Genomic DNA, 14,325 nt, shown 5'->3' on the forward strand with positions numbered 1-14,325 from the left:
TTCTACCGGTCAATCGCTGTCGGCTTTTAACCGCAGTCTAAACCGTAAAACTCCTGGATAATAGCCCAGGCTTCATCCGCAGTTTCAACAAATTGAAACAGGTCGAGATCTTTGGCGCTAATCGTGCCTTCTTCGGCCAAGGCGTCGAAATTTATCACGCGATGCCAGAAATCTTTACCGAATAGGATGATCGGAAGCGGTTCCATCTTGCCGGTCTGAACCAGCGTCAGCAGTTCAAAAAACTCGTCAAACGTACCGAAGCCGCCTGGGAATACTGCAACAGCCCTGGCGCGTAGCAGGAAGTGCATCTTACGCAGCGCGAAATAGTGGAACTGGAAACTGAGAGATGGGGTCACATATTCATTCGGTGCCTGCTCGTGCGGCAGGACGATGTTGAGGCCGATTGATTCTTTGCCTGCATCGGTCGCGCCGCGATTGGCCGCTTCCATAATGGAGGGTCCACCCCCGGAGCAGACAACAAAGTCACGTTTGCCATTTTCCGTAATTCCGCAATCGCTGGCGATTTGGCCCAATTTGCGGGCTTCATCGTAATATTTGGATTTTTCTTTCAGCCGCTGGGCGGTCTTCAAAGAGGCATCGTCGGTGGCTGCTTCGACGAGTGCATCTGCCTTGCTGGGCTCGGGGATGCGCGCTGAGCCATACATGACCAGCGTTGAGCCAATACCCGCCTCATCAAGCAACATTTCTGGTTTCAACAGTTCCAGCTGAAACCGGACTGGCCGCAATTCCTCGCGGAGCAGGAAGTCATTATCCTGGAAAGCCAGCGTGTAGGCGGGGTCTTCGGTCTGTGGGGTACTTAGGGCCTGTTGTTTGGCGAAATCTGCTTCTTGTTTTGCACGATAGAAGCGGCGGTCGTGTAAATCTTTATTTGTCATGGCTCTGCCCTAGAGCATAGCAATGTGACTTGCCAATAAACTTAATGGTTTATCGAAAAAATCATTCTAGCGGCAATAACCGTTGCCACCCATGTCAAAATGGAAGTGATCGGAATGCGCGGCATTGAAATCGGGGCTGAGTACGGTTCCGAAACGCCTACAGGCGCTTTTGTGGATCGCCCGCAAGAATTTCTTCTCCTGCCGCCCATTTCTCCAGTTTTTGGTAAGCGTAATGCGCCGCCCATCGGCTAAAACAAAGCCCGACACGTCGATGGCATTGGCGCGCCCATGTTCGGACAGACGATTGGATCCGGCGACACGGCGGCAACTATAACTGCCCATGGTCTCAATTCTCACCAGTTCGCTTCCGAGATATTGGCGCGCGGCGCGTCTGACCGCATATTCTGTCCATGCGGCAAATTTGTTCGCCAGCTCGCATCTGACCGGCCCGAGGTTTGAAATCTCCGTACTGCGACCGACATCCAGCATTGTGATCGCATCTATCTGGCTACAACCGCCGGAGAAATTTTGATCGGGCAGGGGTGAAAAACGGACACCGGCATTGCGCAATTCTCCGAAACACTGACGGGCGCTGGGACTCGGATCAATTTTCGTGCTGCTGGATGGCCGTTTGCTGTCAGGTATGCCGCAAGCACCCAGTGCGAGTGACAGCATCCCCAAAATCAAAAAATTGCGCAAAACGGGTGTATGAACAGATGGGTTTTTCATAAGAACTACTTGACGAAGAGATCCTAAATCGGAGCTGAAGATCAGGGTCTATACCTGTTTTTCAGCCAAATAGGATGGTCTTTGCGACAAATGGAATTTTTCTTTCGCGACGTTCAATCTGTGTCATCCTAAAAAAAAGCCACTTTGATAGACGCTTGGATATTGCCGCTTGACTTGCTGCGCTGCAACAACCATTGCGGCGACGGGCCACGCGGTCCCAACGCCGCGCGAGCTCTCTGTAAGGAGAAGCATACATGACTGATACTGTGTTACCGCAACCCGAGTTGCGTCCAAATTGCCCGAATTTTTCATCGGGCCCAACCGCCAAATTTCCTGGCTGGTCTCTCGACAAAATCAATACCGTGGCCATGGGCCGCTCTCATCGCTCCGCGACAGGAAAGGGCCGACTGAAATATGCTATCGACCTTAGCCGAGAGTTGCTGGGCATTCCTGACGACTATCTGATCGGCATTGTTCCTGCGTCCGATACCGGCGCGGTTGAGCTGGCGATGTGGAATATGCTCGGCGCGCGTCCGGTGACCGTTGCGGCTTGGGAAAGCTTCGGCAATGTCTGGATACAGGATGCTGTGAAACAGCTTAAGCCTGCAGACCTCACCGTCCTCGAAGCCGATTATGGCGAAATTCCCGATCTGAGTCAGATCGACAAGGGTGATGATATTGTCTTCACCTGGAACGGCACGACGTCAGGAGCAAAAATTCCGAATACCGACTGGATTGCTGACGATCGCGATGGTGTCACGATCAACGACGCTACCAGCGCCGTTTTTGCGCAGCCTATGGACTGGGCGAAGCTCGATGCCACCACCTATAGCTGGCAGAAAGTCATGGGTTCAGAAGCCGGCCACGGCATGCTGATCCTCAGCCCACGCGCTGTTGAACGGATTGAAAGCTACAGCCCAAGCTGGCCGCTGCCGAAAATTTTCCGTGTGAAGAAAGGCGACAAGCTTAATCGTTCTATCTTCGAAGGCGCGACCATCAACACACCTTCTTTGCTGGCGACAGAAGATTATATCGCTTCGCTGGAATGGGCCAAATCCATTGGCGGATTGCCTGAGCTGCATGCCAGGGCAGATCGCAATGCCAAGCTGGTCCATGACTGGATCGAAGCGACACCATGGCTCCGCAATATGGTCAGCGATCCCGCAAAGTGGACGAATACAGGCGTCTGCATGATGTTCCAGGGTGATTGGTATGATGGTCTGAATGATGATCAGAAAGCCTCTGTGCCCAAGAAGATCGCCGGGATGCTCGAAGAGATGAATATCGGCTATGACTTTAATGGTTATCGCGATGCACCAGCATCCTTGCGCATCTGGTGCGGTTCGACCGTTGAGGAAGAAGATATCCGCCGCCTGCTGCCCTGGATTGAATGGGCCTATGCACAGGTCAAAGCCGAGATTTAACATTTATCCGTCATTCCAGTGGAAGCTGGATTCTCCTTGCGAGCTAGCGCCACAATTATGGAGATCCCAGCCTTCGCTGGGATGACGAGAATCAAAAGAGATTTTCTATGCCAAAAGTACTTATTTCCGACAAAATGGATCCCAAAGCCGCCGAAATTTTCCGTGAACGCGGTGTAGAAGTGGATGAAATTACGGGACAGACACCGGAAGAATTGATGAAGATTATCGGTGATTATGATGGTCTTGCCATCCGCTCATCAACCAAAGTGACGCCTGAGATACTGGAAGCCGCCACCAACCTGAAGGTGGTTGGCCGCGCCGGTATTGGTGTCGACAATGTCGATATTCCCGCTGCATCGACCAAGGGCGTGGTGGTTATGAACACTCCGTTTGGCAACAGCATTACAACAGCGGAGCACGCCATTGCGATGATGTTTGCGCTGGCGCGGCAACTGCCATCTGCCGATGCCTCGACCCAGGCTGGCAAATGGGAAAAATCGAAATTCATGGGGGTTGAGCTGACCAACAAGACGCTCGGCTTGATTGGTGCCGGTAATATTGGCTCGATTGTTGCCGAGCGCGCCATCGGGCTGCGTATGAAGGTTGTCGCCTATGACCCGTTTCTAACCGCAGACCGTGCGGTTGAGATTGGAATCGAGAAAGTGACGCTCGACGAGCTGCTCGAACGCGCTGATTTCATCACCATGCACACGCCGCTGACGGACCAGACCCGTAATATCATGTCTGCCGAAGCCATTGCCAAAACCAAGTCCGGTGTGCGAATCATCAATTGTGCCCGCGGCGGTTTGATTGATGAAGCGGCCTTGAAAGAGGCGTTGGAATCCGGCCACGTCGCCGGCGCAGCGCTGGATGTTTATGCGGAGGAGCCAGCAAAGGAAAACGCGCTCTTTGGCACGCCAAACCTTATCTGTACGCCGCATTTGGGAGCTTCGACCAGCGAGGCGCAGGTTAATGTCGCCATCCAGGTAGCGGAACAGATGGCCGATTATCTGGTCAATGGCGGCGTCGAAAATGCACTGAACATGCCTAGTCTTTCTGCCGAACAGGCACCGAAGCTCAAGCCTTATATGACGCTGGCAAATCAGCTGGGATCAATGATTGGCCAGCTATCCAGTAGTTCGCTGAAAGGTATTTCGGTAGAAGTTGAAGGCGCAGCCGCCGAGCTCGATCCAAAACCGATTACCGCTGCTGTTCTCGCCGGGTTGATGGCAGCCTATAGCGACTCGGTGAATATGGTGAATGCGCCCTATCTTGCGAAAGAGCGTGGTCTTGACGTCCGTGAAGTGCGACATGACCGTGAGGGCGACTATCACACGTTGGTCCGCGTATCGGTCACGACCGATGAAGGCGAGAAGTCCGTAGCGGGCACGCTGTTCGGTTCTTCCGGACCGCGTCTTGTTGAGATGTTTGGCATCAAGGTTGAGGCGGATCTGGAAGGCGACATGCTTTATATCGTTAACCAGGATCAACCCGGCTTTATTGGTAGCGTTGGCTCAACCTTGGGCGAGGCGGGTGTCAATATCGGTACTTTCCATCTGGGGCGCCGTGCGGATGCACCGGGTGGAGAAGCTGTGTTGCTGCTTTCCATCGATTCGCCAGTGGAAGAACCAGTGCTGTGGGCCGTTTGCCAGCTTGAGGGCGTGAAAACGGTCAAAGCACTGCGCTTCTAAACAGAAGAGCAAAAAACCGGTGGCCTGAGCGCGCGCTTAGGCTATGGAGACGAAAGTCTATGCAAAAGCTGTCTAACTTGCTGCCTGAAGGCTTTCACGATTCCCTGCCGCCCCATGCTGAAGCAGGGTCGCGTCTGGAACGTGATGTACTCGATACGCTGGCCAGTCATGGCTATGCGCGGGTGTCTCCACCCTTGGTTGAATATGAGGATGTGCTGACGGGCCGGATGACCGGATCGGCAAAAAGCGATTTGATGCGTTTTGTTGATCCGATTTCGCAGCGGACCTTGGCCCTACGACCCGATGTGACAATGCAGATCGGCCGCATTGCTGCAACCAGCCTGTCGGAGGCAGCACGGCCCTTACGTCTCAGCTATTCCGGACAAGTATTGAAGTTGCGTTCCGGTCAATTGCGCCCGGAACGCAGCCGTTTGCAGATTGGCGCCGAGCTGATCGGAACCGATAGCGTTGCAGCGGCGAGTGAAATCGTGTCGGTCGCAATCGAAGCATTAAGCCGGGCCGGTTTGATCGGCATTACGGTGGATTTCACCATGCCGGACTTGGTGGATATTCTATCCGCCGGACCATTGCCACTGAGCGCTGCCCAGGCAGCCGAGGTGCGCAGCGAACTCGACATGAAAGATGCAGGCGGCCTCGCCGAACTGGGTGCGGTTGGCTATCTGCCATTGATTGAGGCAACAGGGCCTTTTGATGATGCCATGGCTAAGATGCGTTCGTTTGACAGTGACAATCTGTTGGCATCGCGGCTGGACGGCATTGCCGCTATTGGCGCGAACATAAAAGACAAAGCGAACCTCACCCTCGACCCAACCGAGCGGCATGGCTTTGAATATCAGAACTGGTTTGGCTTTACGCTGTTTGCAGAGGGTTTCGTCGGTGCGATGGGCCGCGGCGGCAGTTATGAGATACCAACAGCGGATGGCGGGATGGAAAATGCGGTCGGCTTCTCGCTCTATCCGAGCCCACTGATCGACGCCGGCTTCAGTGCCAAGGCCAAGGACATATTGTTCTTGCCCCTTGGACATGACAGTGAAATTGCCGCTTCGTTGCGCGCTAAGGGATGGCGCACGGTTGCCGCTCTTTCGGATAGTGATGATGCCGCCACTTTGGGTTGTACGCATCATCTGGACGGCGACAAGCCGGTAGCAATTTAACAGGAAGACTTTTTAGATATGGCCAATGTAACGGTTATCGGTGCCCAATGGGGTGATGAGGGCAAAGGCAAGATTGTCGACTGGTTGTCGGAACGCGCTGATGTCGTGGTACGGTTTCAGGGCGGTCATAATGCTGGTCACACATTGGTTGTGGATGGCGAAGTCTATAAGCTTTCTTTGCTGCCCTCCGGTATTGTCCGCGGGGCGCTGTCGATAATCGGCAATGGTGTTGTTCTCGATCCCTGGCATTTGCGTGACGAGATTGAAAAGCTGGGCAAGCAGGGTGTGGCGATTAATGCGGATAATTTCGGTATCGCTGAAAACTGCCCGCTGATCCTACCGATTCATCGTGATCTTGATGCGCTGCGCGAAAATGCGAGCGGGAAGGGCAAGATTGGCACGACCCAGCGCGGTATTGGACCGGCCTATGAAGACAAGGTTGGGCGTCGTTCGATCCGGGTATGCGATCTCGCTTATCTTGATGATCTGGGGCCACAACTGGACCGGCTTTGCGCCCATCATGATGCCCTGCGCGCCGGCTTTGGCGAGCAGCCCGTGGATCGGGAGCGTTTGCTGGCCGATCTGAGAGAAATTGCCGACTCTGTACTGCAATATGCGCAACCGGTCTGGAAACGGCTGAACGAAGCGCGCAAACGCGGCGACCGGATATTGTTCGAAGGTGCACAGGGCGTGTTGCTGGATGTGGATCACGGGACCTATCCGTTCGTGACCAGCTCCAACACCATCTCCGGTACGGCTGCTGGCGGTTCAGGCATTGGCCCCTCGGCAACCGGTTATGTTCTGGGAATCGTGAAGGCCTATACAACCCGAGTCGGTTCGGGACCGTTCCCGACGGAGCTGGCTGATGACATCGGTCAACGCCTCGGCGAGCGCGGGCATGAATTTGGCACCAACACCGGGCGGCAGCGGCGTTGCGGCTGGTTCGATGCGGTGTTGGTCCGGCAGGCCCTGGCGGTATCCGGCGTTAGCGGAATTGCGCTGACCAAGCTCGATGTGCTCGACGGCTTTGAAGAGCTGAAAATCTGTGTTGGCTATGACCTTAACGGCGTAACCTATGACTATCTTCCGCCGCATCATCAGGATCAGGAAGCGGTGACGCCGATTTATGAAAGCATGGCCGGTTGGAGTGAATCGACGGCTGGCGCACGAAGCTGGGCAGACTTACCGGCACAGGCGATCAAATATATCAAACGTGTCGAAGAGCTGATCCAGTGCCCGGTAGCGCTTGTTTCCACATCTCCCGAGCGGGAAGATACGATATTGGTGACGGACCCCTTTGCTGATTAGACCTTTCTTGCTTCTGACGCTGACAATCGTCGGTGGCTGCAGCGCGGCCGAGCCTTTGCAGCAGGCCGATAATGACGAGAGTGCGATTGTGCTTCCGGTCATTCCGGCCGGGACCAAAGCCGACAGTATCCTGGTCGACAAAAGCGATCGGACCCTCATCCTATATAAGGGCGACAAAGAAATCGCGCGCTATGGCAATATCCGCTTTGGCGACACGCCCGAGGGACATAAGCGTTTTGAAGGGGACGAACGCACTCCGGAAGGGCGTTACACGATAAATGGCCGGAACCCCGGCAGCAGCTACCATCTCAGTTTGCGCATATCCTATCCCAATGCGGCCGACCGCGCCTATGCTGAAGCGCGAGACAAGTCACCCGGGGGTGATATCTTCATTCACGGCCAACCTAATGGCCGCGACGGCGCGCCAATAGCATCGGATTGGACCGATGGCTGTATCGCGTTGAGCGATGCAGAGATTGAACAGATATGGGAAACCGTGCCTGACGGGGCGGAAATATATATCCTTCCCTAAACGTCGTCCGCCGATATCATTTCCTCGACATCAATCTCGCCGGTCATCACCGCCACCGTGGTTGCGATAGCGGCATCACCGGAAACATTAGTTGTCGTACGCATCATGTCCATGATCCGGTCAACACCAGCAACAAAGGCAATGGTCTCCAGAGGAACACCGACACTGCCGAAAACGAGCGCCATCATGATCAGGCCCGCGCCCGGAATGCCCGCTGCGCCAATTGCACCGAGGGTTGAGGTAATCGCGATCAGAATATAGTCACCAAAACTGAGATCGACTCCGAAAATCTGCGCTCCGAACAAGGTTGCGAGGCCCAGATACATGGCCGTGCCATTCATATTGATCGTCGCACCCAGTGAGACAACAAAGCTGGCGACCGAGTTGCTGACGCCCAGATTGCGCTCCACGCAGCGCAAAGTCACGGGCAGGGTCGCGTTGGATGAAGCGGTCGAATAGCTCACTGCAATGGCGTCAATAATGCCCCGGAAGAAATCAATCACGGGCAGCTTGGCAATGAATTTGATCATCGATGAGTACATAACCCCGATAATCAGCAAACAGCCGAGATAGTTCAGCCCAACCAGCTGTGCGAGGGAGACGAGTGCATCGGGGCCGAGTGTACCAGCAACCCATGCCATTAGCGCGAAGACGCCAAAAGGCGTCAGTTCCATGACGATCATCGTAACCTTTTGCATCACAATGGCACCGCTATCGAAAATCTTGGCAAGCGGCTTGCCTTCTTCCTTTGCCATCAAGATGCCGATGCCAATCAGCAACGCAAATACGATCAACGGCAAAACCCGTACGTCGGCCATCACCTGCACCGGACTGTCCGGAACAATGGAAAGAATCATGTCAACGGCAGTGGTTTCACTAGGAGCAGGCGTTTCGCCTTTCTGGATTGCGCTGGTGTCAACGCCTTTACCGGGTGCAAAAAACGTACCCAGGGCTAGGCCGAGCCAGGCTGCAATCTGGCCGGTTATGATGAATAATATCATTGCCCGCCCGCCTACACTGCCGAGCTTTCGCAAATCTCCAAGGGCGGCAACACCCGCAACCAGCGAGAAGAAGATCAACGGAACGACCAGCATCCTGATCGCTTTGATAAAGAAATCACCGATCCATTTTATCGTTTCGGATTCCGGTCCCCAGATCAGACCGGTGATCACACCAAGAACCAAAGCTGCGATGACACGCTGCCATAGTGGAATCTTAAACCAAAAAGAAAGCATGCATCCTCCCGAAAATATTTTTATGGAGCCTATCCTGCACCTTTCGCGGGAGCAAGCGCCTTTACCGCAACGGATTTTGCGGTAACGATATTATATCCAAAAGCTTATTGCCAGACAGGTAGCGAGACCTACCCCAAAAGTAAGTGGAATACCTGCCTTGAAAAAATCAGTGAACCGATAGTTGCCCGCAGCATAGACCAATGTGTTGGTTTGATAACCGATGGGTGTCGCGAAACTGGCCGAGGCGGCAAACATGACGGCAATCACCAACGGCCTTGGATCGACGCCGAGATCCTGGCCCAGGGCGATAACGATCGGCGTAATGATGATGGCCACGGCATTATTGGTAACAATTTCGGTCATGAATACGGACAGCACATATACAGCAAAGACCAAAGCCCAAGGCGGCAAAGCCTGGAGCCAGGGTGTAAGCTGATTGACGATCAAGTCGACGCTGCCCGCCTGTTGTAAGCCAAGGCCAACGGCGAGCATCCCGAAAATCAGCACAAGCACATTGCCGTCCATCGATCCCCAAGCTTCCTCGGCATCAATGCAGCGCGCGAGCAATATCGCGCCGACCGCCAATATGGCTGCGACTGCCAAGGGAATGATATTCAGCGCAGCGAGGGCAACCACAGCGACAAGAGCGCCAATAGCAATTGGCGCGCGATCTCTTCGAAAAGCGCGGATTTTGGTCTGGCCGACACCAAATAGATTGGGATTTTCATACATCCGCTGAATATCTTTGGTCGATCCCGTGACCAGTAGCCGGTCAGCAGCATGAATGCGTGCGTTGGTGAGATCAGATCGCGGTAAATTGCGATACCGGGTCATGCCCAATATCCGAACGTTCAGCTGTCCGAGAAATGGAATATCGAACAGGCGGTTGCCGATGCTGGGGTGACCGGGAGCAACTGTAGCCTCAACCAGTTCTTCACCCAAAGGTCCAACGTCACCGGATCGTACAATGCCGATTTTAAAATCTTCTGACGACCGCAGTGAAATAAGTTCGGCGAGATCAAGCCGGACGACTATCCGGTCACCGGCGCGCAATTCATGATGTTCCAGATCATGGCGGATATAGCTGCTGAGCCGTTTGACTGCAGAAACATTTACACTGGTCCGGCGGATGATCGGTACTTCGGAAAGCATTTTCCCGATGGCGGTAGACCGGTTGCGAACAGTGAGTTCGGTTAGGAAGTCACTTTCGTCGCTACTTGCAAATTCCCCGCTTGCTTCTCCTTTTGGAAGTAGCCAGCTGCTGAACAAAACCATCATGATAGTGCCTGCTACTGCAGCAACCAGACCATAGGGTGTTATTTCGAATATCCCGAAGCCCTCCATGCCGGTGTCTCGGGCTACGGCATCAACAATCAGGTTGGTGGACGTGCCGATCAGAGTGGTGGTTCCACCCAAAATACAGATGAAGCTGAGGGGGATGAGAAGTTTCTTGGAGGATATCCCAGTGGCGCGAGACAGGCGGATAATGATCGGTATAAGGACCAGCACAACCGGCGTATTGTTCATGAATGCTGAAGCAACAAAGGCTCCCAGAAACATCTCCACCACCGCCAGTCTGGGGCGTTTTTTGGCGCGTTCGATAATGAATCCGGCAATCGCGTCAATTGTCCCGGTTCTCAGCAAGGCTCCAGACAATATGAACATCGCAGCAATGGTGATCGGCGCGGTATTGGAAAAGACCGAGAACAGGCCGTCTGAATCGATGATACCCAAAAAGAGAAAGGTGCAGGCACCCAATACGGCAACAACCGCTGCAGGAAAGCGCTCCATAATGAACCCGGCGAAAAGAAAGCCGAGAATAACAAGACCAATAACCGCCTTATGCGCCTGAATATAGTCATCAACGACATGAAGGACGAGGTCGATCATTTATTGATACTCATCCACACTGCGCTCTGTGCAGCAATTTTTGGTCTGCGAGCACCAGTGCCATCATCGCTTCCACGACGGGGACACCGCGTATCCCGACGCATGGGTCATGGCGGCCCTTTGTGGTAATTTCTGTCGCTTCTCCGTCGCGGGTTATGGTGTCGACCGGCGTCAGGATCGAGCTGGTGGGCTTGAAGGCGACACGGCAGAAAATAGGCTGTCCTGTTGATATCCCGCCTGCAGTTCCGCCAGCATGGTTGGATTCAAAGCGAGGGCCTTCATTTCCAGGGCGCATCGCATCAGCATTATCTTCACCGCGAAGACGGGCAGCGGCGAAGCCGTCGCCAATCTCCACACCTTTAGTGGCATTGATGGTCATCATCGCCGCAGCGATTTCGCTGTCGAGTTTGGCGTAGACGGGTGCACCCCATCCAGCAGGAACGCCGGTTGCTTCACAGGCGATGATCGCGCCTAGGCTGCTGCCATCCTTGCGCGCGCCATCGACAAGGGCTTCCCAGCGTTTCGCAGCAATCGCATCCGGACAGAAAAACGGATTATTGCCAATTTCGTTGGCGTCAAAATTTGCCATATCAATCGCATCACCGCCAATTTCAGCAACCCAGGCACGAAGCGAAACTTCGGGAATGGCAAGACGGGCGACCGCACCTGCTGCGACACGGGCTGCAGTTTCCCGAGCACTGGATCGGCCGCCACCGCGATAATCACGAAAACCATATTTGGCGTCATAGGCATAGTCGGCATGGCCGGGGCGATAGGCCTTGGCAACTTCGCTATAATCCTTGGATCGTTGATCCACATTTTCGATCATCAGTGAAATGGGCGTGCCAGTGGTTTTGCCTTCAAATATACCCGAGAGGATCTTGACCTGATCGGGTTCCTGCCGCTGCGTCGTAAATTTTGATTGGCCAGGGCGCCGGGCATCCAGAAAGGGTTGAATATTTGCTTCGCTTAACTCCAGACCGGGAGGACAGCCATCGACCACCGCGCCGAGCGCAGGTCCGTGACTTTCTCCCCAAGTGGAAAATCGAAAAACGCGGCCGAAACTGTTAAAACTCATATACCCTCATCTATTGGCCCACTTTTTTTGTTTTTACAGGCGACCAAAGGCGGGCGCATATTCTGCGCGTCCTGACTGCGGCTTTTGGGCCGTCTCGTCAAGCCAGAGTGCTTGAAAATACGGCCCGGCAAAGGGGGAGGTAAATGGCTCTGCATCCTCGACGGAAAAGCCAAATCGCGAATAATAGTGCGGGTTACCAAGCAATATGATCAATTGCCAGTCCTGCGCTTTTGCCCAATTGATGGCAGCGCGAACAAGTTGTGATCCGATGCCGTCATGCTGGCGCTTTGGTGTTACAGCAACCGGCCCAAGGCCCAATGCCTTGACAGGTCGATCGTCGGCTGTGACATCCATCGGACTTAGCGCGATATGGCCGATAATCTTCTCATTTTCCTCGGCAACATGGGAAAAGAGCAAATCGCCATCACCGCGTAGCATATCAACGAGCCGCGCTTCGGCATCTGTTGCAAATGCCGCCGCGTTTACAGCAAAGATGGGTTTTTCATCACCAGACTGCTCGGGTCGTAAAAGCATTAATCCAGCGCGATATCGGGCGCATCTTCCTGCTTCATGCCGATCGTGTGATAGCCCGCGTCAACATGATGCGTCTCACCGGTCACTCCGGATGATAGATCCGATAGGAAATAGAGCGCAGACGACCCGACATCATCAATGGTGACATTGCGGCGCATAGGCGCGTTCAGTTCATTCCATTTCAGGATATAACGGAAATCCCCAATGCCAGAGGCCGCCAGGGTTTTGATTGGCCCGGCAGAAATGGCATTCACTCTGATGCCATCCGGTCCTACGTCATTCGCCAGATATTTAACCGACGTCTCCAGTGCAGCCTTGGCAACGCCCATCACGTTATAATGCGGAATGACCTTTTCCGCCCCGTAATAGGATAAAGTCAACATCGATCCACCGGGATTCATCATTGCTGCGGCCCGTTTGGCCACCGCAGTAAAGCTATAGACGCTGATGTTCATTGTCATGAGGAAATCATCGAGCGTCACATCAAAATATTTACCGCGCAGGGCTTCCTTGTTGGTGAACCCGATTGCGTGAACGACAAAGTCAATCGTCGGCCATTTTTCGGCAAGCTCGGCAAATGTCTTATCCAGTTGATCCATGTCAGAGACGTCACAATCCAATAGGAAATCACAGCCCAGTTCTTCGGCCAGTGGTTTGACACGCTTGGCCATGACTTCGCCTTGATAGCTAATCGCCAGCTCGGCGCCTGCCTCCGAAAGCTGTTTTGCAATGCCCCATGCCAGCGACTTGTTGTTCGCCAGACCCATGATCAGGCCGCGTTTGCCCTTCATCAGTTCATTCATTGCCAGTCCTTTTCACATGTAAAATTCGGTTTTCAATAGCCTGCATGCCGCTGATATTCCAGAAAATCATGCTTTGCCGTTCATGATTCCGGTTCTTCGTTCTGCGGCCGGTCGGCCAGCGCAGCATTGAGTTCGGATCCAATCACCATACCAAGCCCGATGAGATAGAAAAAAATCAAGGTGATCATGACACCAGCAAGGCTGCCATAAGTGAGTTGGTAATTAGCGGCATATTTCAGAAAAAGCGGCAGGAAACCAGTTATGAGAAGCCACCAGCCGCTAATGAACACGGCCCCCGGCCATTTGGGAAAGGCGCGCGACCGATATTGGCGGGGTGTCAGCAGCCGGAACAGCAGATAAAGTGTGATGAAAAGGATCAAGAAGGGCAGTGCGCTGGATAAAGAGAACCACGTTGTGCTGTCCGCCAGATCTGGGAAATATCCGCCAAGAAACTCGCTGATCCCGGCCACGACAAATTGTGCACTGAGTGCCAGCATCGCGAAAAATACGGACAGGATGATCAGGCTGATTGAAGTCAGGCGATATTCCCAAAAGGCCCGCTGCGCTGTCACACCGTAAGCGCGGTGCAATATTTCGCGGATGGTTTCGATCAGGCTGGCCGTGGTCCACAAACCAACCGCGGCGCTGAACCACAATAGCGGCCCGGTTCGCGCGCCCATCGCATCCTGGATCGGATCATGCAACGCGCTGGCAACAGTAGGTGGAACGGTTCGCAGAAATGCTTCAACAAAGTCCACGCCGATGGCTGTTTGTCCGATGCTCCCAGCAATGGCGGCGGCAACAATGAAAAAGGAAAAGACCGCCAATAGTGCGAGATAGGCAAAATTTCCGGCAAAAGTGAAGCCGTCTGTATAGACGCCCACAGCGGTGCGCTCGACGACGGAAATAATCCGTCGCGGCAAATGGCCTTCGGCCAATGTCCTGGCCGCTCGTTCGCTCTTCCGCCCCGGCCGCAACGGTTCTTCGCGGCGGGCTTCGGGGGAAAGAGGTGAGGAATCAGACATGAATG

13 protein-coding genes are annotated in these 14,325 nt (G+C 54.0%); 5 read left to right on the forward strand and 8 right to left on the reverse strand.

Features of this window, described 5'->3' with window-relative positions; translation table 11 throughout:
* Positions 1-26: 26 nt before the first annotated feature.
* Both DG177_RS14940 and DG177_RS14945 read right to left on the reverse strand, forming a co-directional pair.
* Positions 27-896, reverse strand: coding sequence for a TIGR00730 family Rossman fold protein (locus DG177_RS14940; RefSeq protein WP_108812213.1), 870 nt, complete (start codon positions 894-896; stop codon positions 27-29).
* Between the two features lie 66 nt (positions 897-962).
* Positions 963-1,625, reverse strand: a complete 663-nt coding sequence (locus tag DG177_RS14945) for an extensin family protein (RefSeq protein ID WP_108812214.1) — start codon at positions 1,623-1,625, stop codon at positions 963-965.
* Between the two features lie 254 nt (positions 1,626-1,879).
* On the opposite strand from DG177_RS14945, the gene DG177_RS14950 reads away from it, so the two are divergent.
* The 5 genes from DG177_RS14950 to DG177_RS14970 all read left to right on the forward strand — a co-directional run bounded on the left by DG177_RS14950 (position 1,880) and on the right by DG177_RS14970 (position 7,755).
* Complete coding sequence (locus DG177_RS14950; protein WP_108812215.1) at positions 1,880-3,049, forward strand: phosphoserine transaminase; 1,170 nt, start codon at positions 1,880-1,882, stop codon at positions 3,047-3,049.
* A gap of 107 nt (positions 3,050-3,156) precedes the next feature.
* Complete coding sequence (gene serA, locus DG177_RS14955; protein ID WP_108812216.1) at positions 3,157-4,740, forward strand: phosphoglycerate dehydrogenase; 1,584 nt, start codon at positions 3,157-3,159, stop codon at positions 4,738-4,740.
* Positions 4,741-4,799: 59 nt separating this feature from the next.
* The gene (locus DG177_RS14960; protein ID WP_108812217.1) at positions 4,800-5,915 is read left to right on the forward strand and encodes an ATP phosphoribosyltransferase regulatory subunit; all 1,116 of its coding nucleotides are present in this window, start codon (positions 4,800-4,802) and stop codon (positions 5,913-5,915) included.
* A gap of 18 nt (positions 5,916-5,933) precedes the next feature.
* The gene (locus tag DG177_RS14965; protein ID WP_108812218.1) at positions 5,934-7,223 is read left to right on the forward strand and encodes an adenylosuccinate synthase; all 1,290 of its coding nucleotides are present in this window, start codon (positions 5,934-5,936) and stop codon (positions 7,221-7,223) included.
* The gene (locus DG177_RS14970) at positions 7,213-7,755 is read left to right on the forward strand and encodes a L,D-transpeptidase family protein (protein WP_337658903.1); all 543 of its coding nucleotides are present in this window, start codon (positions 7,213-7,215) and stop codon (positions 7,753-7,755) included. The genes DG177_RS14965 and DG177_RS14970 overlap by 11 nt, the downstream gene beginning before the upstream one ends.
* Here DG177_RS14970 and DG177_RS14975 read toward each other — a convergent pair.
* The 6 genes from DG177_RS14975 to DG177_RS15000 form a co-directional block, all read right to left on the reverse strand.
* A complete protein-coding gene (locus tag DG177_RS14975) occupies positions 7,752-8,990 on the reverse strand; it encodes a cation:dicarboxylate symporter family transporter (protein ID WP_108812219.1) in 1,239 nt (412 codons plus the stop codon). The two genes, DG177_RS14970 and DG177_RS14975, sit on opposite strands and share 4 nt — an antisense overlap.
* A gap of 90 nt (positions 8,991-9,080) precedes the next feature.
* Positions 9,081-10,880, reverse strand: coding sequence for an SLC13 family permease (locus DG177_RS14980; RefSeq protein WP_108812220.1), 1,800 nt, complete (start codon positions 10,878-10,880; stop codon positions 9,081-9,083).
* A 10-nt stretch (positions 10,881-10,890) separates the two neighbouring features.
* Entirely contained in the window at positions 10,891-11,958 is a 1,068-nt protein-coding gene (gene aroC / locus DG177_RS14985) for a chorismate synthase (RefSeq protein ID WP_108812221.1), read from the reverse strand.
* A gap of 33 nt (positions 11,959-11,991) precedes the next feature.
* Positions 11,992-12,492 (reverse strand): GNAT family N-acetyltransferase, encoded by a 501-nt coding sequence (locus DG177_RS14990; protein ID WP_108812222.1) that lies wholly within the window; start codon positions 12,490-12,492, stop codon positions 11,992-11,994.
* Positions 12,492-13,295, reverse strand: coding sequence for an enoyl-ACP reductase FabI (fabI, locus tag DG177_RS14995; protein WP_108812223.1), 804 nt, complete (start codon positions 13,293-13,295; stop codon positions 12,492-12,494). The genes DG177_RS14990 and fabI overlap by 1 nt, the downstream gene beginning before the upstream one ends.
* An 80-nt stretch (positions 13,296-13,375) precedes the next feature.
* The gene (locus DG177_RS15000; RefSeq protein WP_108812224.1) at positions 13,376-14,320 is read right to left on the reverse strand and encodes a YhjD/YihY/BrkB family envelope integrity protein; all 945 of its coding nucleotides are present in this window, start codon (positions 14,318-14,320) and stop codon (positions 13,376-13,378) included.
* Positions 14,321-14,325 lie beyond the last annotated feature (5 nt).

This window comes from Sphingorhabdus sp. Alg231-15 (genome assembly GCF_900149705.1).
In the GTDB taxonomy this organism is placed as follows: Bacteria; Pseudomonadota; Alphaproteobacteria; order Sphingomonadales; family Sphingomonadaceae; genus Parasphingorhabdus.